The following is a 23,283-nucleotide window of genomic DNA, read 5'->3' as shown; positions in this document are numbered from 1 at the left end:
TTTAGGGTAGACTTTTTTCTATCAGTTTAATGCTTGATTCCTTGAAGCAATGCAGCTTTTAAACAGAAAGAAATGGGCTGATGCTGTTCATCGAATTGAAGCTGAAATAGCTGCTTTGTGTCAGGGTCTGCGGTTTGAAGATGGGAAACGATCTCCTTTTGAACGTTCTCTGGTGTGCGTCCACGTATAATCCAGTCCTGATAATCAATGTGCAGATCCCAGTAACGAATCTCGTTTTGAGTCAATTGGTTGGCTGCGAAAAGCTCTTTCCATTCTGATAACGAGCTTTCCCGCACATGAGAAGGGTCTCTCAGTCTATTTAAGTGATTAATAAATGAATCCTGTGCAGTGTTTTCAGGTGCATAATGATCGACGAGCAGAAATTGGCCGCCTTTTTTTAAGACTCGGCTGATTTCAGACATGGCTGCCGGAAGGTCTGGAAAATGGTGAGCGGCAAATCGGCACGTCACTAAATCAAATGATTCATCAGAGAAGGGCAATGCTTCTGCGGCTGCCTGCTCAAAAGTAATGTGGGTCAGCTGGCGTTCTTCCGCAAGTGCTGCAGCAATCTCGATCATCTTTTGTGTGACATCAATACCGATTCCTTTAGAGATAACGTCTGAAAAGGAAAAAACGGTATGTCCTGCCGCACAGCCAATATCAAGTAAATGCTCATGTCCCTTCGCATTTGCTGTTGTTTTCATCCATTCCAGCTCTTCTCCAGCTGCAAATATAGGTGAATCTCGATAGTTCTCGGCATTTTGTGAGAATTGGTTCTCTGCTTTAGCATATGGATTCATTTCTTTTCCCCCTTTGTGGTCTCTTTATCGTAGAATTCCTTCTGTAATTTGTCTAAGACATAAAAGATATGGCATGAATAGTTAAAACCTATGAGGTGATGAAAGTGGATATACGAATGATGGAATATGTCATTGAAGTGTACCGGCAGCAAAGTTTTACAAAAGCAGCGGATCAACTTCATATTGCACAGCCTTCTCTAAGCCAGCAAATAAAGAAGCTGGAAGAGGAATTAGACACACCACTATTTATTCGAAAATATGGACAAGTAACGCCCACACCTCAAGGGAGACGATTCATTAAAAGGGCAGAGAATATTTTGAAGGAAAGAGATGATTTGCTGCGTGAAATGGGAGAAGTAGCTTATGAAATCGGGAAAGAGCTGAACATTGGAGCGCCAGCAGTCACAGGGGGATATGTCTTGCCCGGTTTATTAAAAACTTTTTGTCAAACGTATCCTCATGTTCACGTTCAACTGATAGAAGAGTCTCCACGTGAGCTCGAAAAACTTCTATTGGCTGGAAAGCTGGATTTGGCTATTTTATCGATGCCTGTCGAGCACGAATCATTGAAAACGAAACAAATGCTGACCGAGCCGCTCCTTCTTGCAGTTCCGCAAGCTGCTCAGCCCTGGTTATCAGAGGCATTGAACGAGATCATTGAGCAGGCAGGGCAAAAAGAGACCGGTCACGAAATCGTTCCCTTTCGGCTTCTTGAAGGTATCCCATTTATTTTGTTGAAAGAGGGATACGGTTTTCGGCAAGTGGTCACTGAACTGTGCTGTCATCATGGTTTTCAGCCAAAAGTGGCTTTTGAAACAAGTCATATTCAAACAGCACAGGCAATGGTCAAAAACGAACTAGGGGTGACCGTTGTGCCGAAAATGGTGGCACAAGAGGATAGGAACCAAGTCACTTATTTGCAAATTGATTCATGCCCAACCCGCACACTTGTGTTTGCATATGTGGAAGAAAGGTATTTAACGAAAGCCGCTCAAGCCTTCATGGACCTTTATCAGAATCAAGAAAAGACTTAAACAAACGTTTGATGAAATAGAAAAAAGCAGGGGAATTCCCTGCTCAGTGCGCGGACAAACCCTCGCCTTCGCTGTCAGGTCTGCGCTTCTTGCTCACGCTAGAGTTTTTTACCACAATGAAAAAAAGACAAAGGGCTAAAATTAAGATCATTTAGCCCTTTGTCAGTACTCCATTTTTTAATATAAGTCCAGACGCTGATCCGTCATCACCGGAATTTGCTGTCTTACTTCATCCACTAGATGAAAATCAATTTCCGCATAATAAATGTCTTCGTCATCGTTTGTTTCAAGCAGAATGCGGCCGAGTGGATCAATTACCATGGAGTGTCCAGGAAATTCCGTGTCTCTGCTTGTGCCAGTCCGGTTGACAGCAATCATAAATGACTGGTTCTCAATTGCTCTTGCAATGAGCAGGCTGCGCCAATGGTCCACTCTGGCTGACGGCCATTGCGCTGTATTGACGAGGATCTTCGCCCCTTTGTTCACAAGTGTTCTAGAAAGCTGCGGGAAGCGGAGGTCATAGCAGATCATTGCGCCAATTTTCACATCTTCACTATAGTCAAATAAACCAAGCTGATCACCAGCGGTTAAATAGTTGTGCTCATCCATTAGACGGAACAAGTGAATTTTATCATAATCTAACAGAAGCTCACCTTGGCGGTTAAAGACATACATCGTGTTGGTGATGTTTTCATCTTCTGTTCGCTTATTTAAGACACTGCCTGCGATGAGATACACTTGATGCTTACGGGCAAAGGAGGAAAAGAGCTGTATTGTGCGTTCACCGTTTACATCCGCAAGCTGATCGGCTTGCTCAAGGGCGTAGCCGGTATTCCACATTTCAGGTAAAATGATCAGGTCAGGCTGCTCGTGAATTGCTTCTTCTAAGAAAGCTTCTGCTTTTTTAAAATTCACTTCAGGTTCTCCAATTTGTACGTCCATTTGGACAAGGGCGATTTTCATAGGGATTCCTCCTTTTTTCGCTATATGTCATGTGAAAATTCATGAACGATCGATCATCTTCATGAATATATTGTAAAGGATGATTCTGTCTGAGAACATCTAGTCTTTATGGTCAGTTTCTTTATCATAAAGGTTTCCATCATCTTTGCCAATAGAAATGTCAGAAGGTTTTGTTAAATGACTTTCTCAATCAAGAAATGAGTGGTATGATATATATAACTAATAAAACAAAGGGGAATAGTAGGATATGCAATTGTTCGATTTATCATTAGAAGATCTAAAAAAATATAAACCAAAGAAAACAGCACGTCCTGATTTCTCAGACTTTTGGAAGGCATCGCTTGAAGAACTGCGTCAAGTGAAGGCAGATCCAGCGCTTGAACCTTATGACTATCCAGTGAAAGGGGTCAAGGTGTACCGCCTGACGTATCAAAGCTTTGGGCATTCTCGAATTGAAGGCTGGTACGCGGTACCAGATCAATCAGGTCCGCATCCAGCGCTCGTTCGTTTTCATGGCTATAATGCCAGCTATGATGGCGGCATTCACGACATTGTCAACTGGGCGCTGCATGGCTATGCGACATTTGGTATGCTCGTCCGCGGTCAAGGCGGCAGTGAAGATACGTCAGTGACACCAGGCGGTCACGCTTTGGGATGGATGACAAAAGGTATTTTAACCAAGGAGACTTACTATTATCGCGGCGTTTATTTAGATGCCGTCCGTGCACTCGAAGTGGTTCAATCCTTCCCCGAAGTAGATGAACACCGAATCGGCGTGATTGGTGGAAGCCAAGGAGGTGCATTAGCGGTAGCCGCCGCAGCCCTTTCAGACATTCCGAAGGTCGTAGCAGCAGATTACCCTTATTTATCGAACTTCGAGCGTGCAGTGGATGTGGCATTGGAGCAGCCTTATTTAGAAATCAATTCATACTTTCGAAGAAATAGTGATCCGAAAGTGGAGGAAAAGGCATTTGAGACATTAAGCTATTTTGATTTAATCAATCTAGCTGGATGGGTCAAACAGCCAACATTGATGGCGATCGGGCTGATTGACAAAATAACCCCGCCATCTACTGTGTTTGCGGCATACAACCATTTAGAAACAGAAAAAGACCTGAAGATATATCGTTATTTTGGACACGAATTTATCCCGGCGTTTCAAACAGAGAAGCTCGCCTTCTTACAAAAGCATTTGCTCAAATAAAAGAACAAAGAGGCCGCTCTAGGAGGGCCTCTTTTTTAATAACTCGTATTCTGTCTCGTTTTTTCATCAGGCACTAACGCTGTGATGATCAGGGCAAGAGCTGTGATGATATGCAGGATGAATCCGAGTATCGGAATCCAGGCGAGGCAGGATGTGATAATCCCAATGATGCTGCCAATCATTGGTCCTTGGTCTCGCTTCGATAAGACGAGTGTGATAATATGCAGAATAAGCATGACCATGAGCGGTGAATAGCCATTGCTAATAATAAATAGTCCTCCGATGACAGGGATGGCAAGACAGGCTTCAAAAATCCCGGTGATCCATTTCATGATGCGAGATATAGACATGAGATCCAACTCCTTTTTCATATATGTCTTATTCGTATTTTACCAAATCGTGATGAAGTCATGCAGATTTCTATAGAAAGAGTTGATGGTTGATGAGAGAGAGAATCAAGGAAGAGCTGAAAATCATCGAAGAAACGTATGACGTAAAGATTTGCCTCGCGGTCGAATCAGGCAGCAGAGCATGGGGATTCCCTTCGACTGATAGTGACTACGATGTTCGTTTTTTATATGTGCCTCGAAAAGAATGGTATTGGGCGATGGAAGAGCATCGTGATGTCATTGAACGGCCGATTGATGACATGCTTGATATCAGCGGCTGGGAGCTTAGAAAGGCACTTCGCTTATTCAATAAATCGAATCCGTCCATCATGGAATGGCTGTCTTCTGACATCATCTATGCTGAATCCTTCTCGTTGGCAAAGCAGCTAAGAGAATTAAAAGATCAAGCGTTTTATCCTGCAGCATTGATGTATCATTACCTCAATATGGCGAAGCGGAATGAAAGCAGGCATTTACGAGGAGAGCAGGTGCGAATCAAGAAGTATTTCTATGTGCTTCGTCCGCTGCTTGCCTGTCAGTGGATTGAACGCTACCGGACGGTTCCGCCGATGGACTTTCATGAACTGCTCGAGGAACTAGTGGAGGAAGGACCGCTTTTAGCGGAAATCCATGAGCTGCTCAAACGTAAAATGGACGGCGAAGAAATTGATATAGAGAACCGCCTCGCTTATGTCCATCCATTTATCGACAAAGAGCTCGCGCGATTTGATGAATTGGTGAAAAGCTACAATCAGCCGAAAGACAACCTGATGCAAGAATTAAATGAGCTGCTGCAGTCTACCCTTGATGAGGTGTGGGCGTAAGCAGGGAAGAGCCAGCCGGATCGCGGAAGGCTCTTTTTTATCTGTTATTGTGATAAAACCACAAAAAAAGTCAGAATTTTTGTCATCTTCAAATATTGTAGCGGACAGCTTATGAGCCTTACAATAAAGACATAGCTTACAAAGAGTGGGAGGTGCCCTTTATGGAGTCGGTCACAAGAAATTTCTTCTTGTTTTTGTCAAAGAGCAGTCTCTTGAACCATATTGCTCGTAATTGGGGAAGTGCTGTTGCATCTAAGAAAATCATCGGAGGGAAGGACTTTGAGAGTGCCATCCCTGTCATCAAACGATTAAATGACCAAGGAATGGCTGTGACAGTTGATCACCTTGGTGAGTTTGTCACAAAGGCAGAGATTGCAAATGAACGGACGACTGAGTGTATTCAAACTATTCAGCGGATTGCAGAGGCGGGACTCAATTCTCACGTGTCACTCAAAATGACATCACTTGGCCTGGATATTGACGATGACCTTGTGTATCGCAATATGAAAAGGATTTTAGATACGGCAGAGAAGCACCGTATCATGGTGACAATCGATATGGAGGATGAACAGCGCTGTCAAAAAACGCTGGACATTTTTAAAGAGATGAAATCTCAATATGAGTATGTCAGTACGGTCTTGCAGGCGTATTTGTACAGAACAGAAAAGGATCTTGATGACCTAAATAAGCTGCAGCCATTTTTAAGACTTGTAAAGGGTGCCTATAAGGAGTCCGCCGAAGTGGCGTATCCAAACAAAAAAGACGTCGATCAGAATTATCAAAAGCTGATCGAAAAGCAATTGCTCTCAGGGAACTATACAGCCATTGCGACACATGACGATCGAATGATTGAGTTCACGAAAAATATTGTGAAAAAACACAATATACAGACAAGTCAGTTCGAATTTCAAATGCTGTACGGCATGAGATCAGAAACGCAGCAAGCACTTGTGAAAGAAGGCTATCAAATGAGGGTCTATACTCCGTATGGACGAGAGTGGTATGGCTACTACATGAGACGTCTTGCAGAACGGCCGGCAAACATTGCCTTTGCTTTAAAAGGAATGACGAAAAAATAATTTGAAACGGGAGCGTGACAAAAATGACAACACCTTACAAGCATGAACCATTCACGGATTTTAGCCAGGAAGAAAACCGCAAAGCGTTTGAACAAGCATTAGCTAAAGTAACAGAATCACTTGGTCAAACCTATCCGCTCGTGATTAATGGAGAAAGAATTGAAACGAAGGACAAGATTGTTTCAATCAATCCAGCGAAAAAGGATGAAGTGGTTGGAACTGTATCAAAGGCCGGGAAGGAAGAGGCAGAACAAGCGGTTCAAGCAGCAGCGAAAGCATTTGAAACATGGCGCTATACGTCTCCTGAAGAAAGAGCAGGCGTATTATTCCGTGCTGCGGCAAGCATTCGCCGTAAAAAGCATGAGTATTCAGCCCTTCTTGTAAAAGAAGCAGGTAAGCCTTGGAATGAAGCGGATGCAGATACAGCAGAAGCGATTGACTTCCTAGAGTATTACGCTCGTCAAATGCTGGAGCTGGCGAAAGGCAAACCAGTGAACAGCCGCGAAGGGGAACGCAATCAATATGTGTACACACCAACTGGCGTGACACTCGTCATTCCGCCGTGGAACTTCTTATTTGCCATCATGGCAGGAACAACAGTAGCGCCAATCGTCACTGGGAATACAGTTGTTTTAAAACCAGCAAGTGCGACGCCTGTCATTGCAGCCCGTTTTGTGGAAGAGCTTGAGCGAGCCGGTCTTCCAAAGGGTGTTGTCAACTTTGTACCTGGAAGCGGAGCAGAAGTTGGGGATTACTTAGTAGATCATCCGAAAACAAGTCTGATTACATTCACTGGATCAAGAGAAGTAGGGACACGTATCTTTGAACGCGCGGCAAAAGTGCAGCCAGGCCAGCAGCATTTAAAACGTGTCATTGCTGAAATGGGCGGTAAGGATACAGTAGTTGTTGATGCGGATGCAGATGTTGAATTAGCGGCTAATGCCATTTTCACATCAGCCTTCGGGTTTTCAGGTCAAAAATGTTCAGCTGGATCGCGGGCAGTCGTCCATGAGAAGCTGTATGACCAAGTGGTTGAGCGAGTGAAGGAAATCACAGAAACGAAAACAACAGCCAATCCGCTTTCTGCGGATGTTTACATGGGACCTGTCATTGATCAAGCGTCCTTTGACAAGATCACGGATTATATCGAGGTTGGCAAACAGGAAGGCCGCTTAGTCACTGGCGGAACGAGTGATGATTCGGAAGGATACTTTATCCACCCGACCATTTTTGCAGATCTTGAGCCGACTTCCCGTTTAATGCAAGAAGAAATCTTTGGACCAGTGTTGGCTTTCTCGAAAGTCTCAAGCTTTGATGAAGCACTTGAGGTAGCCAATAACACAGAATACGGTTTAACAGGGGCTGTCATTACGAATAATCGTGATCACATCAACCGTGCGAAGCAGGAGTTCCATGTGGGGAACCTTTACTTTAACCGTAACTGCACAGGTGCCATCGTTGGTTACCACCCATTCGGCGGCTTCAAAATGTCAGGAACGGATTCAAAAGCAGGCGGTCCAGATTACCTAGCTCTGCACATGCAGGCAAAAACGATTAGTGAAATGTTTTAATATGGAAAAAGCATGAACCTGCACTGATGGGTTCATGCTTTTTTTGCCTGTCTGCGACTTGTTTCTATACAAATCTGACTGGAAAGAAGTATGATAAATGTATCACTTAATCAGGGAGCAATCGGGATGGAAGAGATATTAGAAAAGCTTCATACATTTTTTGATGTCGATAAATTAATTGCATTTATTAGCGGGTATTTAAAGAAGCCAGTCATTTTAGAAAGCACAGAGTGTCAGCTCCTTGCTTATAATTCTTACAGCATTCAGCAGTTTGACCCAGTCAATCAGCAAACGATTTTCTCCAAGGAATGTCCGGGGTCTGTGGTCGATTGGTTAAAGAAAACAGGGGTAATCGAGCGGCTTTTCGCGGAATCAAAGCCTTTTTATGTGAGCGGTCATGACGAGCTCGGATTTAATCGGCGGGTGGCTGTGAGCGCCAAGCATAAACAAGAGGTAGTAGGCTTTATTTGGGTGCAGGACATTGAGGATTCCCTTACTCAGGAAGAGCTGCAATTTTTACACGAAGCTTCCTTTCAGGTTGGAAAAGTGATATATAAGAATAAGAAACAGCTTGAGAAAAAGGAAGGCAAGATTGAAGAGTTTTTCAAAAAGGTCATGGATGATCATTTTTATACAGAAGAAGAGCTGAAATGGGAGGCTGAGAACTTAAGCATTCCACTGCCAGCCGTATTTACCGTCATGGTCGTGCACGCTGCCGATAACAAAAGTGAGACGGCAGAAGATGTGAAGGATGTCATTCGAACGTATTTGCAGCTAGAGGATAAAGTGAATCACGTCTATTCGGTTCAAGCAGATATCGTTGTTATATTAGGCAGCCTGTCAGATCGGCACTCACCGAAAGCGACTGCCGCTGATGTCATCGCACATCTGCAATCGAAAACGCATGCGCATCCCTCCCCTTTGTATATCGGAATGGGAAGAGAGTATCGTGATGTCATGAAAATGAGTACAAGTCGATTTGAAGCGATAGAGGTCGTCAAGGCAGTGAAAATTGTTGGAGGACAAGAACTGATTCCATACGATTATGAGAATTTAGGGGTCTTCCGGTTTTTAGACTCCATTTACAGTCATCAAAAAAAGAAAAACGACTTCAATCCAGATTTGTTACGTTTGAAGGAAAAAGACCGCGAAAGTCAAACTTCGTTTTTAAAAACGCTTGAAGTCTACTTATTGAATAACTGCAAGCTAAAGCCAGCAGCGGAGCAGTTGTTTATTCATCAAAATACATTAAACTATCGAATGAAACAAATTTTTGACATGACGTCGATCGACTTAAGTCATTTTAGCCAGCGGTGTGAGTTATTTATTGAATTGATGCTGATGAAAAAAGATCAATAATATATGATGGAATCCGCAGGTGCACGGGATCACCTGCGGATTTTCATGTGAAATGCGAAAATGGCATACAACTGATGTATTTCGTTGTATGATAGATAAAGATTTTATGAGAAAAATGAAAGGGGGGCCACCTTTGGGTTCAGTCACCTTAGCCATTTTGATTTTCATCATGACCCTCGTCCTTGTCATTTGGCAGCCAGGACGTGTCACCATAGGATGGTCAGCATGTGGGGGCGCCATTCTTGCGCTTGCCTTTGGCGTCGTTCATCTGGGCGATGTGTGGGAAGTTACGCAAATTGTATGGAACGCCACCTTTGCTTTTATTGGTATTATTATCATTTCGTTAATTTTAGATGAGATCGGCTTTTTTGAATGGGCTGCACTGCATATGGCAAAAGCCGCAAGAGGCAACGGTGTCCGCATGTTTATTTATTTAACATTGCTCGGCGCTGTTGTGGCTGCTTTTTTTGCCAACGATGGAGCGGCACTGATTTTGACCCCAATCGTCTTATCTGTCGTGAGAGCGTTGAAGCTGGATGAACGCATGGTGCTGCCTTTTGTGATGGCAAGCGGCTTTATTGCAGATACAACCTCCTTGCCATTTGTCATTAGTAACCTGGTCAATATCGTATCAGCCGACTATTTTCATATTGGTTTTCTAGAATATACAGCAAATATGTTCGTGCCAAACCTTGTGTCGCTTGGGGCGAGTATGCTGGTTCTGTATGTGTTTTACCGAAAGCTTATCCCAAAAACCTACGATCTGTCACAGGCGAAAGAGCCGGCATCAGCTATTCGAGATATCCGTATGTTCCGTTTGTCTTGGTATGTGCTCGGCTGTCTGCTTGTTGGTTATTTTGCGGGCGAGCTGATCGGTGTTCCAGTGTCCATTATTGTAGGCGGGATTGCCCTTGCTTTCTTGTGGCTGGCGAGAAGAAGTCCGCAAGTGGCGACAAAGCGAGTGATCAAAGAAGCGCCGTGGTCCATTGTGTTTTTCTCGATCGGTATGTATGTCGTCGTATATGGATTGAAAAATGTTGGTCTTACTGAAATATTGGCGGCATGGATCGAGCAAGGGGCATCACATGGCTTGCTTGCAGGAACGATGTTTATGGGTGTACTTGCCGCAGTGCTGTCCTCTGTGATGAACAATCTGCCGACCGTTTTAATTGATGCGATTGCCATTGGACATACAGATACAGCAGGTGTCATGAGAGACGGACTGATTTATGCCAATGTTATCGGCTCCAACCTTGGACCGAAAATGACCCCAATCGGCTCATTGGCGACATTGCTGTGGCTTCATGTCTTAAAGAAAAAAGGCGTTCATATCTCTTGGGGGGCTTACATGAAAGCCGGAATCATCCTGACCATCCCAACCTTGATCCTCACTTTACTCGGGTTATATGTGTGGTTATGGCTTATTCATTAATTATCGTGTATAACAAACCCTCGCATTCGCCCGCAGGTCTGCGCTCCGGTGCTTAGGGCTGCAAAGGTTTTCTATCATGCTGAAAAAGAGCAGATCCATGAGATCTGCTCTTTTTTTTGCTACAGATATTTCGCATAGCGTTTTTCTAAAAAGTCCTGAAGCAATGAGACGACACTGCAAATGCCCCAGTAAATGAGTGCGACCAAAATATACATGGTCATATAATCAAATTCTCGTCCGCCTACAATTTTTGCTTGCTGGAAGAGCTCTGGTACAGTAATCATCGCTGCCAGTGAGGAAGCTTTGATTAAATCAAGCATGACATTGGTCAATGGCGGCAAGGCGATGCGGACGGATTGAGGCAAAATGACACCGCGCATCGTTTGCCAATAGCTGAGACCTAATGATTTAGCCGCTTCCACCTGTCCACTTGGAACAGAGGAGAGGGCCGCCCGATTAATTTCTGCAATATAGGCAGCACTATTGAAGCTGAACCCAATAATGGCGGCAGTGACTGCTGTAAACTCAATGCCGATATAAGGGAACCCAAAATAAAGAATAAACAAAATCACCAGAATGGGCACGCCTCGCATGAATGAGATATACAGCCGTGCAGGCAGCTTAAGAATCCATGAATTCGCCATCCTGGCAAGAGCGATAAAAAAACCAAGAATGGTACCAAAAAACATGCTCACAAAGGAAATGAGCAGCGTCAGCCAGATGCCTTTCATGACAAACGGAAATGACGCCTTTGCCAGTGCAGGATTAAATATATATTCTAAATGAATATCTCCCACGATTGCGGCTCCTTATTTGGAAATGTCGACATCTTCGACATCAGCATCAATTTTCTTTGAGACGTCTGCATGATTAAAGAATTTCTCAGAAATCTTTTTCATTGTTCCGTCTTTTTTCATGTCGCTTAATACACGATTCAATTCTTTTTGAAGCTCTTTGTTGTCCTTCTTCATGACAAAACCTTGTTCATTCGGCATGTATTTCAAGTCAGGGTGAATCGTAATATTTAATTTAGGAAATGCAGCAAGAGCCAGTGTCTGCAAGTAATAATCATTTAAAATGACATCTGTTCGGCCGTTTGCAACATCCTTTAAGTATTGCTCGTTTGTCGCATTATCATAAATGACTTCCTTTGCACCGTACTTACGAGCGACATCCATGTAAATCGTCGTGGCAGCACCTGCTGCTTTCTTTCCTTTTAAATCTTTTAAAGTTTTAATGCCAGATAAATCATCTTTCCGTACGATAGCCGTTCCGTAGGAATACTTATAAGGGGTTGAAAAGGCAAACTTGTCTTTTCTGTCATCTGTGATGTCGATATCATTTGCAGCGGCATCCACTTGACCAGAATTAATGGCGCTCAGCATCCCGTCATAACCCATTTCTTTAAATTCTACTTTCACATCAAGACGTTTAAACGCTTCTTTGACAACTTCTACTTCATAGCCAGTTAATCGATCCTTGCCATTAGAAGTATCATGATAAGAAGTTGGATAAAGGGTGCCTGAAGTTGCAACCACGATTTTTCCTTTCTTTTTAATCTCATCCCACTTTGTGTCTCCAGATTGAGATGAGCCTGATTGGCTGCAAGCAGACATGATAAAGATGCAAGCAGATACAACAAGCATGATCCATATAGATTTTTTATGATAAAAACGACTCATTTAAGAATCCTCCTCTATTTTTGATACAAAACAAAACATAGCACGCTTTTTCTGATAGGACAACGTTTTCAGAAGAAAAGTGAAAAAGTAAGAATATTATAAGCAATTTGCGTGTTGAAATAATGTATAAAAAAGGAAAGTGAGCGCAAAATAAAGGCGAATAAAGGAGGGAACAACAATGATGAAAAAAATAAGCGGTTTGATCATCTTGTCGATGATGCTGTTATTTGGTTTTCAGATAGAAACGGCTCATGGAGAAACACCTCAAATGGAAAAGCGCCCGGTGACACACCAAGTGAAATTAACAGCAGAACAACAAAAACAAATTGAAATCCTTGAGCAGCAAATTCTTTCTAAACGAAAAGCAGTCATTGAGAAATATGTACAGTATGGCGTGTTAACAAAGGAACAAGGCACACACATCACGAAACGAATGGATGAGCATTACAATCATTTGAAAAAGAACGGATTTGTTCCATTACTGAAAAAACCACAGCACCATCGCCCATAATAATGATAAAACCGGCAGCGAGGTGCCGGTTTTTTATTGTGATCAGAAGGTGAGACTTTCCCCATCTTGAGGGACAAAAATGGCTTGATCTGCATGATGCTCTTGAATGTAAGCTTCCAAAGCAGCTCTTGTTAACAAGCAATGATTCACAGCTTCAAGATGACAGGCGACAATTTGAGCTTTTGGCTGAGAACGGTGAATGTCTAAAATTTCTTCCTTAGTCATGGTAATCGGATCGCCTTCTAAAAATTGAGCAGCTCCGCTATTGACCACAATGACGTCTGGCTTGCATGTATTCACAACCTCTTTCGGTTCATCACACCAAATGGTATCACCTGCAATATAAAGGGTAGGTTCATCAGGGTGAGAGAAAACAAAACCGCTCACCTGCCCCATTCGCTTCGCCGTTTCTCCCGTCCCATGCTGTCCACCTGTACGTTTAATATGAACGCCGCAAATGTCCATTTCATCTTCAATGCATGTGACATGCTGAAATCCAGCTTCTTCAACTTCTTTTCGATCCTTCTCCGATTGAGTATAAATTGGCCCATCTTGAGCTAATTTCCTTTTGGCCTCGTCGTCAAAGTGGTCCACATGTAAATGAGAGAGTAAGACAGCATCTGGGTGTAACAGACTGTCTAAATCTATGTTTACGGGAAGCTCCACAATAGGGTTGTTCAAATGTTGATTGGCTGTATGAGGGAACGGTGGATATGTTCCTTTTGCTGCCAAAAAGGGATCGATTAAAAAAGTTGAATGACCATAGTGAAGGTATAAAGTAGCATTGCGAATGAGTGTAATTTTCATAAAAAGGCCTCCTTTTTTTCTGATTAAGTTTACAGTATATTAAAAGAGTTCTATGTGACAGAGGATCATGAAAGTCTTTTATCGGAAGGGCTTGATTTTTGAAAGAGGTGAGCCAATGCTAGACCAAACAGATATGAATATTTTAAAAGAACTATCAAAGAACAGCCGATTAACGATGAAAGCTCTAGGTGAAAAAGTTCATTTAACCGGCCAAGCTGTTGCAAATCGGGTGTTAAAGCTAGAAGAAGAAGGCGTGATCGAAGCATATACCATTTCAATTGATTGGCAGACGCAAAAGACGATTCAAACATTTTTGCAGCTCTATACCCGGAGTCATCATCATGAACCACTTCTGTCGTTTCTTTATGAAAAGGAAGAAATCAAGAATTTGTTCAAAATAAGTGGTGAGGGCTGTTATATGGCTGAAGGACATTTCTCGAGTCATGATGAGCTTGATCAGTTTTTAACGGAGCTGACAAATTACGCAAATTACAAACTGTCTATTGCGGTTAAACGTCTCATTCATCAATAATCGAAGAGACGCAGGAGGAAAAGGAACGATGCAAAAATTAATCGAAAATCAAGCTGAACCGATGACAAAGGAAACAATCAAAGCAGACTTGGAACAACTTGGTGTGAAAAAGGGCATGATTTTATGTGTTCACTCATCTTTATCATCCATCGGCTGGGTAAACGGAGGCGCTGTAGCCGTCATACAAGCATTGATGGAAACCTTAACAGAAGAGGGGACACTCATTATGCCGGCACAAACGTTAGAGCTTTCTGATCCTGCCGATTGGATTGATCCGCCTGTTCCTTATTCATGGTGGAAATCGATCAAAGAAACTATGCCTGCATTTGATCCAGCTTACACGACGCCAACAGCAATGGGAAAGGTAGCGGAAACATTTTGGAAATACCCAGGCGTGGCGAGAAGCAATCATCCCCATTTTTCATTCACAGCCTGGGGAAAAAGAAAACATGAAATTCTGAAACACCATGCACTTTCCTTTGGATTAGGAGAGCATTCGCCTCTTGGTCGCATGTATGATCTTCATGCTCAAGTGCTGCTGCTTGGTACAACATTTGAAAGCATGACAGCTTTTCATCTAGCTGAATATCGAATCCCCCAGCAGGACCTCATGACAAGAGGAGCCCCTATTTTAGAAAATGGGTGGAGGGTATGGAAAGAGTACCAAGATATCATCACAAGAGAAGAACTATTTGAACAGATTGGCCGTGATTTTCTGCAATCTGGAGGCATCCATCAGCACAATCAGATCGGACTTGCCAGTTCATATTTATTGCCAGTGAGAGAATCGGTAGACTATGCGGAAAAGTGGCTTGATTTATACGATCAGTCGTAATCTACACTGTTTGGAAATTTACATAATAAACGTCTTGATCAGGCTGCTGTGAGGTATAGCAGGTAAGCTGATAGTCTCCTTTTGGAATGGAGAAAGACAGTACATGAGCCATGACGCTTGTGATATAAACTTGATCCCTTGTATGCGTAAAGGGCACTGTTATAGCTCTATCAACTGATACTTGGGGCTCATCGCTATTTAATGTCACAATAATAGACGCCTTTCCATTATTGATTCCTTCAAAGGAAACTCCCTGATCTCCAGTTGCGAATCCTTGGAGAATGTCCTCATCTGTCCAATCAATGATAGGTGGTGTTTCGCTTCCGGTGTATACCGTGATTTGGTGGTAGGAGATAGATAGAGAATAGGTTTGATTTAAGTGGTTCATATAAAAAACTCCTTTATTTATGGGTTTTCGTTGAAACGTAAATGGTTGAAAGAGTCATTCTTGAGGAGAAAGTTAGGCAGCAAGACGATTGCAGCCGTCTTGCGCTATTTGTTGTGGGATCTAGATGTGAAATTGCGAGACCATTGCTTTTAAATCTCCTGCTAAATGGGCAAGTGCTTCTGATGAAGCTGTTACTTCTTCCATTGCAGCAAATTGTTCTTCTGTTAAACCTGCTACTTGCTGTGAATGTTCACTCGTTCGTTTAACGCCTTCTGTAATAGACGCAAAAGACTGTTTCGCATCGTTAGTATAAGCTGCGATTTTTTGTGATGCACTCGATAAATGCTTAATGCCATCTGCCATTTCTCTCATGGACTGCTGGATATCATGAAAAGATTCTTCTGTATGAGAGATAAGGACAGCCCCTTGAGCTGCTTCTTCTCTTACTTGTTTGATGGCATTCGTCGAATGAGTCATCTCTTTTTGTATTTCAGAAATGAGATGGGAAATCATGTTTGATGATGCTTGAGATTCTTCAGCGAGCTTTCTCACTTCGTCTGCGACAACAGCAAACCCTTTTCCATGCTCACCTGCCCGTGCTGCTTCAATTGCTGCATTAAGAGCTAGCAGGTTTGTCTGGCTGGCGATATCTGTAATGACTTTGGAAATATGATCAATTTCAGCTGAACGTGTTTCCAATGCTTGAATTGCTGTACCGTTTTCTTCAATTGATTTTGCAATAGATGTCATTTGTGAATGAACTTCACCGATATTGTGTACACCTTTTTGGGCAATTTCTTGTGCGAAGTGACTTCTTGAAGCCATTTGTCCGGCATTTTCAGTGATGTTTGCCAGCTCGTTTGATACTTGAATCATCATGTGCTCACTAGCTGTCATTTGAGCGGACTGTTCTTCTGAAGATTGTGCCACTTCTTGGATCGTGTGGGTGATTTTTTCTGATGCTGCACTCGTTTCTTCTGCGCTAGCTGACAGCTGTTCAGAGGATGTGGCCACTAATTCAGACGTGTTCATGACATTTAGAATCGTTTGATTTAGTTTTTCACGCATCTTATTGAAATGTCCAGCCAGATCAGACAATTCATCACCGGCAGTATCCGTCACATTGATGGTTAAATGACCTTCGCCTGCACTCTTAATGGCAGAAGCCAAATGCTTGAGACGTACCTGAATCCGCTTAGTGAAAATAGAAATAATGATGGCTGAAACGATCAGACTTAACAAAAGGACGATGACAAATTGTATATAGAATGACTGAAGCATTTGTGAAATCATGCTTTGATTAGCGCCAGTATAAAAAATACCAATTGTTTCGCCTGCTTCATTTTTGATTGGCATATAAGCCGTTTGATAGTCTTTCCCAGCAACATTTGCTGTCCCGTAATAGTTTTCTCCTTTATCTAAAACAGTGGTCTTCACTTCAGGAGAGACTTCTGTACCTACAGCTCGTTTCCCGTTTAACATGACATTCGTAGCAACACGGGTATTTCCTTGAAAAATCGTGATGGTATCACCGGTATATTCGGCTAATTGGTCAACCAATGTGTCATGATCATTGATTTGCGTATTTCCTTTGAATAGCTTGTCTTCTTTAATCTGCCACGAGCCTGACACTTTTTCATTTAGGTAGGCGTAGCCTAGCTTTAAGTCACCTTTTGCTTTTTCAGTTGCCATTTGCTTAATGTTTTCTGTCATTTCGCGATTCACAACATAACCAACAACCGCAGAAAAGATGATGAGGACACTTAAAAAGATCAGCAAAATTTTGGCGCCTAGCCTCAGTTTTCCCTTTTTCTTCATGCTTTTTGACTCCTTTAGGTATAAGGTAGGATATCCCTCCTTAAGGATTATCGGCATGAAAAAAGTGTTTAAAATACCTGCAAGCAGTCATGTGAAAATTTTTTTAATATAGAAAAGGGAAAGGCGGCTAATCGATGATAAATTGAATTCTTGTGCCGTCAGGATCATCCGATAATTGATGACTAACCCACGAGCCTGCGCCTCTATTATCAGAAGGGCGTACATATTTGACAGAAGCTCCACTGCCTCCTTCTTTGCACATCGCCATTGGCCATTCGTCCCGATCATACCCGCGCTTTGTTGGAATGCCATGTAGTGATCGATCTCTCTGCTCATCACTATGTTTACGGTCAATTGTACAAATGGACGAATGACCTTCATCAATGGCTTCTTCTATGTGCTTGGCTGTTTCTGGATAGCGGTCTGATGGAAAATGAATGGTTTTGTCATAAGATGAATTCGCTGTCTCTTGTTTCCCTTGCTCTAGCTGGATATAGCCTGTTGCTACACCAATGACAATCAATAAAAGCAAGAGAATCATTTTAAGAAGTTTCATAGATGCTGGCTCTCTTTCTTGTTTGCGTATTTTGTAAACAGAAGTATAGCAGAATTACTTACCAATTTCTCCTGGTTTTGAAAAAACGTCTTTTAAAATTCAAAAAACAGTTTTTACCTGATTTCTTGCTTTTCATTTTTGTAGAAATTCATAAAAATTTTAATTTTGTGGGTCAGAAAACGAATATGCTCATCCAAAATGGCTTTATCACTGCTTTTTTGGCTAATTTCAAGAATTTAACACACAGAAATTTCAAAAAAATAAAATTGACTAGACCGATCTGCTTTAATAATATGGAGTCAAATATCAAAAAATGTCGTAATTTATCAAAATATGATTCTAATTACATTGCAGGAGGGAAGTACAAATGGCGGATGTCTCATACCGGCTCGGAATAGACATAGGCGGAACATTTACTGATTTATCGCTGATAAATGAAGCAACAGGGGAGCTGACTGAACTCAAAACGCCTACAGTGACTGATGACCCAGCCCAAGGAATTATCAATGGGTTAAATCTTCTAAAAAAAAGAGGTGTTGATTTATCCAACATCCAATACCTCGTTCACGGAATGACAATCGGTCTGAATACATTATTACAGCGAAAAGGAGCAGATTTAGCCCTTTTTGTGACAGAAGGATTTCAAGATATATTGTCACTTCAACGTTTACGACTACCCGTTCCTTATGACTTCAATTCTCGTTTGCCAGAACCATTGATACCACGGAAGCATGTATATCCAATCTCTGAAAGGTTGATACACGATGGTACGATCAAAAAACCTCTCCATCTGCAGCAATTAGATGATGCGGTCCAGCATGTTATATCTAAAAAGCTAGCAGGTATCGTCATTTCATTTTTACATAGTTATCAAAACCCAGTTCATGAATTACAGGCAAAAGCCTATATCAATCATCATTATCCACAGTTAGAAGTCCTTACCTCATCTGAATTATGGCCTCAAATGAGGGAATACGAGCGTACAGTGATGTCTGTTGTTAATTTGTACATTCAGCCAAAGGTGAAACAGTATTTGCAAACATTGAAAAGCCGTTTGAAGGAAGAAGGTGTACCAATTTCTCCATACATTACACAATCAAATGGTGGTTTAATGGATGCAGAAAGTGCGGCAACCTCGCCTGTTAAGACTCTCTTTTCTGGTCCGGCAGCTGGTGTCATCGGTGCGGCGAGAATTGCAGCATCAGCGAGTGAACCCAATCTGATCACTTTTGATGTTGGGGGGACGAGTGCAGATATCTCAATCATTCAAAATGGACAGCCTACAATGGCTCAATCCAATCAGCTTTCAGGCTTCCCAATCATTCTTCCATCTGTTGCGATGTATTCAATAGGAGCAGGAGGAGGTTCGGTAGCATGGATTGATCAGGGCGGACTTCTCAAAGCGGGGCCGGAATCAGTTGGTTCAAACCCGGGACCAGCTTCGTATGGAAAGGGAGAAAAAGCAGCTTTAACTGATGCGTTTCTCATATGCGGTTATCTCAATCAAGAACGTTTTGCCGGAGGACATTTACATTTACAACTGTCTGCGGCGAAAAAGGCCTTTCAGCCAATTGCTGATCAGCTCAACAAAACGCTTGAAGAGGCGGCTGACCAGCTCATTCAAGTAGCCGTAGCCAATATGTACACAGAATTAAGCAATGTGATGGAGCAGCAAGGATTTGACCCTAGAGATTTTAGTTTGCTGGCGTTTGGCGGAGCAGGACCGGTTGTGGCGAATTTCCTTGCAAGAGAAATTCATGCGAAAAATGTAGTTGTTCCTCCAAGTCCTGGTACATTATGTGCGTTAGGTGCTTTAACAGCTGATTTTATCCATGATGCGGTGCTGTCGAAGAAAATATGTTTACAAGACTATTCGATCAACCAACTAAAACAAGATTATGAGAAGCTGTCACGAAAAGCGACTGATTGGGTCAGCCAGCAGAACATTCAGCATATCAATCAGACATCCATTCTCTTATTAGCAGACGCACGATATCAAGGGCAGGCATTTGAGATTGAATTGCCATTATCGATTGATTGGTTAAAGCAAGAACAAGACATCCACCAACTTATTGAAGCCTTTCACAAATTGCATCAGCGTCAATATGGTCATAGGGATGATCAGGCAAAAATCGAGTTTACTCATTTACGCGTTCGAGTCATAGGTGAGACGCCTCCGCTGCCTTTTTCACCTGTTCAAGAAAGCATGGGACAGTCTTTGAAACCAAATGAATATAGACGAATTTTTATAGAAGAAAAAGAATACGAAGCATCGGTTTATAATCGGGATACGCTGTCAGTAGGTTCTATTGTAAATGGGCCTGCCGTGATTGAGCAGGATGATACGACAACATTAATTTTGCCAAACTGGACAGGCAGTATTGATCCATCAGGTAACTTAGTGATTTCAAAGGAGGCGGCTTTACATGAGAACTGACCCAGCAAAGCTTGAGATGATGCGCAGTTATTTTAATGCGATTGCATCAGGTATGGGGCATGTCATTGAACGGACGTCGTTTACGACCTTCGTCAAAGAATCTGCTGACTTTGCGACAGCACTAGCCACACCTTCTGGAGATTTCTTTGTTTATCCGAAGACAGTGGGTGTGACGATCTTTTTAGGGCTGAGTCTAAAAAAAGCAATTGAAGAAAGCGGACAGATGCAGCCAGGAGACATTATCATCACTAATGATCCTTATACGACAGATGGTTTGGCGACTCACCTGCCAGATGTCCATATCTTTAAGCCGATTTTTGTAGATGGTGAAATCGTAAGCTATGCTTGGTCTTTTGTTCATGTCAGTGATGTGGGTGGCCTTGTGCCTTCGAGTATTTCACCGACAGCAACGGATGTTCATCAAGAAGGATTAAGAATTCCGCCCGTAAAAATTTATGAAGGTGGGAAAGAGAATCAGGTCGTACGTACCTTTTTAAGAGCTAACAGCCGCGCTAGTCATCTAAACGATGGTGATATCAATGCGATGATTGCTGCAGTGAATACAGCAGATATTCGGTTAAAAGAAATGATTGAGAAATTTGGAAAAAACGAAGTGAAACAAGGAATGATAGACTTGCTGAAGCAAGCCGAGGATCGTGCTGGAAAGGTCATTGAAGCTATACCGGATGGAACGAGTGAATTTGCTGATTATTTAGATGATGATATGATTTCAGACGTCCCTATTCGGTTGAAAATCAAGCTAACGATCAAAGGCAAACGGCTGACGCTCGATTTTTCTGAGTGTGACCCGCAAGTAAAAACAGCCTTTAACCTTGTTACCAATGGTCAGAAGCATTCCTTTCTTTATCAAGGGTTGATTAATTACATCATTAGTAAGGATCCTTTTATACCGATTAATGGTGGAATAACGTATCCAATCGATGTGATCTCTCCTAAAGGAACGCTGGTGCATCCAGAATATCCAGCCTCTGTCGGGATTCGTCATTCGATTACGATGAGGCTGTACAATGTCGTGCTAGGTGCGATTGGTAAGCTGCTGCCTGAAGCAGTACCGGCAGCAGGTGCAGGTCAATCTGCCATTGTGGTTCTCTCTGTACCTGATGATCAAACGGGTGGCAGGAAAATGTCCGTTGTCGAACCATTAGGCGGAGGCGGCGGTGCTCAAAATGGTACTGATGGAGTTGACGGTATTGATCATTCGTCAGGCTTTTTGAAGAATACCCCAATTGAGAGTTTGGAACAGCATATTGATATTCATGTTCACCGATATGAGCTTCTGCCGAATACAGGTGGAGCTGGTGAAAATCGAGGCGGACATGCGATTGGTTTGGAATTTGAAATGATGAAGCCTGAATCGATGGTGACAGCACGAGGAATGGAACGGATGAAGTTTCAGCCTTGGGGTTTAATGGGCGGCCGAGCAGGAGCGGTTGGTGAGGTCAAGCTGATCACAGCTAATGGTGAGAAACAAGACCAGCCCAAAATAGATGTTCTGCGACTTGAAAAAGGCGATATCGTTCAATTGATTTCACCAAGTGGAGGCGGCTGGGGGAATCCATTTGCCAGAAAGAAAGAAAAAGTCCTTCAGGAAGTGGAAGCTGGTCTATTAAGTGAAGAAAGAGCGCTGCAGCAATATGGTGTTCAAGTGTATTTAGAGCAAAATGAATGGAAGATTGATGAGGAGCAGACGAGCAAGGTGCGTGAAAAGGCTGGTGATCCTGCAGCTAATGACGTGTGGGATTTCGGAGAACAAAGAGCAGCTTATGAGAAAGTATGGACGGACGAAGCCAGCAGTGAGCTAGCCGTTCAGCTGCGTTCCTATCCGGCTAATGAACGTACGCACTATAAACATGCAGTTCATCAATATTTCAGTCATAGAAATGAGCCGTTAACAAAGGAAGATATTACTCAAGCACTTCGTCAAATGAATGGACAAAAAGGGGGAAATGAATCATGAAAAGAAGATTAATCGCTATTGTTGCAGGCATCCTATCCATCGTTGTACTGCTGACCGCTTGTGGTGGAAATGGAAAGGATCAAGGCAAACAGCAGCAGACTGTGATTGTTGGCGTATATGGAGGCGATTGGGAAAAGAATATCAAACCAATCCTTGAAAAGTTTGAAAAAGATACGGGAATTAAAGTGCAGACCGTCTCTGGAGCGGATTCTGAATGGTTTACAAAATTAAAAGCGTCAAATGGGAAAAATCCACCATATGACTTACTAATCTTACAGCCTGACACGATTCAAAGAGGTATTGCAGCAAACGTTCTTGCGCCTATCGATGAAGATCAAGCGCCGAACGTCAAAAAGCTTTACCGTTCTGTCCAAAAGAAGCTTACTGTGAATGGAAAACAATATGCAGCAGGCTTTAGTATGGGGCAGCTTGGAATTGCTTATAGAAAAGATCTCGTCAAGCAGGAACCAAACAGCTGGACAGACCTATGGAGCAGTCAGTTGAAAGGGAAGGTAGCCATTTCATCTCCGACTTATTCAGCTGGTTTGCAATTTTTCTCTGCACTTGTTCATGCACAAGGGGGGACAGAATCAAATCCTAAGGATATTGATAAAGCATTTAAAAGTCTCGCGCAATTAAAAGGTCATGTCGCTGCTTTTCCGGATAACCCAGGATCGATTCAAACCTTGTTAGAACGTGGGGATGTCGCAGCTGTTCCCTATTGGGACGGGCGAGTATTTGCACTTGAAGAAGAAGGAATGGATATTGGTTTCTCATATCCGAAAGAAGGCGCTGTTGCAGCTGTAGCGAGCTGGGCTTTAACGAAAGGAAGTCAGCACGAAGAAGCGGCATACAAACTATTAAACTACTTGAGTGGAAAAGAAGCTCAGGAGGCTTTCTCGGAAAAATCTTATTATGGCATGTCGAATTCTGATGTGAAGTACAATGACAAGATTAAGGGGAAAGTGAAAGTTGGAGAAAATTATTACAGCAAGCTGACTTGGGTAGATTATGAAACAGCAACCTCTGAGCTGGGCAATTGGACAAATCGATGGAACGAAGTATTAGGCGGAGGAAAATAGGT

The 23,283-nt window shown here is 42.6% G+C and carries 22 protein-coding genes; 13 read left to right on the top strand and 9 right to left on the bottom strand.

Annotation, left to right across the window (positions count from 1 at the left end; all coding sequences use genetic code 11):
• Positions 1-26: 26 nt before the first annotated feature.
• The gene (locus AC20OE_RS16935; protein WP_099662876.1) at positions 27-800 is read right to left on the bottom strand and encodes a class I SAM-dependent methyltransferase; all 774 of its coding nucleotides are present in this window, start codon (positions 798-800) and stop codon (positions 27-29) included.
• Positions 801-916: 116 nt separating this feature from the next.
• On the opposite strand from AC20OE_RS16935, the gene AC20OE_RS16930 reads away from it, so the two are divergent.
• Entirely contained in the window at positions 917-1,834 is a 918-nt protein-coding gene (locus AC20OE_RS16930; RefSeq protein WP_487269067.1) for a LysR family transcriptional regulator, read from the top strand.
• A gap of 177 nt (positions 1,835-2,011) precedes the next feature.
• Here AC20OE_RS16930 and AC20OE_RS16925 read toward each other — a convergent pair whose 3' ends face one another.
• Positions 2,012-2,797, bottom strand: a complete 786-nt coding sequence (locus AC20OE_RS16925) for a carbon-nitrogen family hydrolase (protein ID WP_487269042.1) — start codon at positions 2,795-2,797, stop codon at positions 2,012-2,014.
• 247 nt (positions 2,798-3,044) lie between these two features.
• Here AC20OE_RS16925 and AC20OE_RS16920 point away from each other — a divergent pair, with 247 nt between their 5' ends.
• Positions 3,045-4,001 carry an acetylxylan esterase gene (locus tag AC20OE_RS16920; RefSeq protein WP_487269041.1) on the top strand — a complete coding sequence of 319 codons (957 nt, stop codon included), beginning with the start codon at positions 3,045-3,047 and terminating at the stop codon, positions 3,999-4,001.
• Positions 4,002-4,036: 35 nt separating this feature from the next.
• Here AC20OE_RS16920 and AC20OE_RS16915 read toward each other — a convergent pair whose 3' ends face one another.
• On the bottom strand, positions 4,037-4,351 hold the full coding sequence (locus AC20OE_RS16915; protein WP_024424319.1) for a hypothetical protein: 315 nt from the start codon (positions 4,349-4,351) through the stop codon (positions 4,037-4,039).
• A 92-nt stretch (positions 4,352-4,443) separates the two neighbouring features.
• On the opposite strand from AC20OE_RS16915, the gene AC20OE_RS16910 reads away from it, so the two are divergent.
• The 5 genes from AC20OE_RS16910 (at position 4,444) to AC20OE_RS16890 (ending at position 10,655) form a co-directional block, all read left to right on the top strand.
• Positions 4,444-5,214, top strand: coding sequence for a nucleotidyltransferase domain-containing protein (locus AC20OE_RS16910; RefSeq protein WP_487269040.1), 771 nt, complete (start codon positions 4,444-4,446; stop codon positions 5,212-5,214).
• Between the two features lie 161 nt (positions 5,215-5,375).
• On the top strand, positions 5,376-6,293 hold the full coding sequence (locus tag AC20OE_RS16905; protein ID WP_058837292.1) for a proline dehydrogenase family protein: 918 nt from the start codon (positions 5,376-5,378) through the stop codon (positions 6,291-6,293).
• Positions 6,294-6,316: 23 nt separating this feature from the next.
• The gene (gene pruA / locus AC20OE_RS16900; RefSeq protein ID WP_426052799.1) at positions 6,317-7,864 is read left to right on the top strand and encodes an L-glutamate gamma-semialdehyde dehydrogenase; all 1,548 of its coding nucleotides are present in this window, start codon (positions 6,317-6,319) and stop codon (positions 7,862-7,864) included.
• A gap of 126 nt (positions 7,865-7,990) precedes the next feature.
• Positions 7,991-9,223 (top strand): PucR family transcriptional regulator, encoded by a 1,233-nt coding sequence (locus AC20OE_RS16895; protein WP_058837294.1) that lies wholly within the window; start codon positions 7,991-7,993, stop codon positions 9,221-9,223.
• A gap of 133 nt (positions 9,224-9,356) precedes the next feature.
• Entirely contained in the window at positions 9,357-10,655 is a 1,299-nt protein-coding gene (locus tag AC20OE_RS16890) for an arsenic transporter (protein WP_039176390.1), read from the top strand.
• 119 nt (positions 10,656-10,774) lie between these two features.
• On the opposite strand, the gene AC20OE_RS16885 is transcribed toward AC20OE_RS16890, so the two are convergent.
• Together AC20OE_RS16885 and AC20OE_RS16880 are read right to left on the bottom strand one after the other, a co-directional pair.
• Positions 10,775-11,452, bottom strand: a complete 678-nt coding sequence (locus AC20OE_RS16885; protein WP_047203935.1) for an amino acid ABC transporter permease — start codon at positions 11,450-11,452, stop codon at positions 10,775-10,777.
• 12 nt (positions 11,453-11,464) lie between these two features.
• Positions 11,465-12,271, bottom strand: coding sequence for a transporter substrate-binding domain-containing protein (locus AC20OE_RS16880; RefSeq protein WP_372556208.1), 807 nt, complete (start codon positions 12,269-12,271; stop codon positions 11,465-11,467).
• 247 nt (positions 12,272-12,518) lie between these two features.
• Between AC20OE_RS16880 and AC20OE_RS16875 the strand changes: the two genes are divergently transcribed.
• On the top strand, positions 12,519-12,848 hold the full coding sequence (locus tag AC20OE_RS16875; RefSeq protein ID WP_039182972.1) for a YckD family protein: 330 nt from the start codon (positions 12,519-12,521) through the stop codon (positions 12,846-12,848).
• Positions 12,849-12,890: 42 nt separating this feature from the next.
• Here AC20OE_RS16875 and AC20OE_RS16870 read toward each other — a convergent pair whose 3' ends face one another.
• Positions 12,891-13,655 (bottom strand): MBL fold metallo-hydrolase, encoded by a 765-nt coding sequence (locus AC20OE_RS16870; RefSeq protein WP_058837296.1) that lies wholly within the window; start codon positions 13,653-13,655, stop codon positions 12,891-12,893.
• A 115-nt stretch (positions 13,656-13,770) separates the two neighbouring features.
• Here AC20OE_RS16870 and AC20OE_RS16865 point away from each other — a divergent pair, with 115 nt between their 5' ends.
• Positions 13,771-14,187, top strand: coding sequence for an Lrp/AsnC family transcriptional regulator (locus tag AC20OE_RS16865; protein WP_039176401.1), 417 nt, complete (start codon positions 13,771-13,773; stop codon positions 14,185-14,187).
• 28 nt (positions 14,188-14,215) lie between these two features.
• Positions 14,216-15,022, top strand: coding sequence for an AAC(3) family N-acetyltransferase (locus tag AC20OE_RS16860; protein WP_059374401.1), 807 nt, complete (start codon positions 14,216-14,218; stop codon positions 15,020-15,022).
• A gap of 1 nt (position 15,023) precedes the next feature.
• Here the strand turns inward: AC20OE_RS16860 and AC20OE_RS16855 are convergent, their stop codons facing one another.
• From AC20OE_RS16855 to AC20OE_RS16845, 3 genes are all read right to left on the bottom strand, one after another.
• The gene (locus AC20OE_RS16855; protein ID WP_059374403.1) at positions 15,024-15,410 is read right to left on the bottom strand and encodes a competence protein ComJ; all 387 of its coding nucleotides are present in this window, start codon (positions 15,408-15,410) and stop codon (positions 15,024-15,026) included.
• A gap of 120 nt (positions 15,411-15,530) precedes the next feature.
• Positions 15,531-17,228 (bottom strand): methyl-accepting chemotaxis protein, encoded by a 1,698-nt coding sequence (locus AC20OE_RS16850; RefSeq protein WP_338593936.1) that lies wholly within the window; start codon positions 17,226-17,228, stop codon positions 15,531-15,533.
• 127 nt (positions 17,229-17,355) lie between these two features.
• On the bottom strand, positions 17,356-17,784 hold the full coding sequence (locus AC20OE_RS16845; RefSeq protein WP_039176411.1) for a NucA/NucB deoxyribonuclease domain-containing protein: 429 nt from the start codon (positions 17,782-17,784) through the stop codon (positions 17,356-17,358).
• A 367-nt stretch (positions 17,785-18,151) separates the two neighbouring features.
• Here AC20OE_RS16845 and AC20OE_RS16840 point away from each other — a divergent pair, with 367 nt between their 5' ends.
• The 3 genes from AC20OE_RS16840 to AC20OE_RS16830 are packed head-to-tail and all read left to right on the top strand — an operon-like array spanning position 18,152 to position 23,281.
• Positions 18,152-20,221, top strand: a complete 2,070-nt coding sequence (locus tag AC20OE_RS16840; protein ID WP_058837300.1) for a hydantoinase/oxoprolinase family protein — start codon at positions 18,152-18,154, stop codon at positions 20,219-20,221.
• Positions 20,211-22,199: a hydantoinase B/oxoprolinase family protein gene (locus tag AC20OE_RS16835; protein WP_487269038.1), complete on the top strand. Its 1,989-nt coding sequence runs from the start codon at positions 20,211-20,213 to the stop codon at positions 22,197-22,199. Before AC20OE_RS16840 ends, AC20OE_RS16835 begins: the two co-directional genes overlap by 11 nt.
• Complete coding sequence (locus tag AC20OE_RS16830) at positions 22,196-23,281, top strand: ABC transporter substrate-binding protein (protein ID WP_058837302.1); 1,086 nt, start codon at positions 22,196-22,198, stop codon at positions 23,279-23,281. The genes AC20OE_RS16835 and AC20OE_RS16830 overlap by 4 nt, the downstream gene beginning before the upstream one ends.
• Positions 23,282-23,283: the final 2 nt, after the last annotated feature.

It is taken from the genome of Bacillus sp. SRI_025 (genome assembly GCF_057592095.1).
Note: the sequence above shows the minus strand (reverse complement) of the source record. Positions and strands in the feature narration are given on the sequence as shown.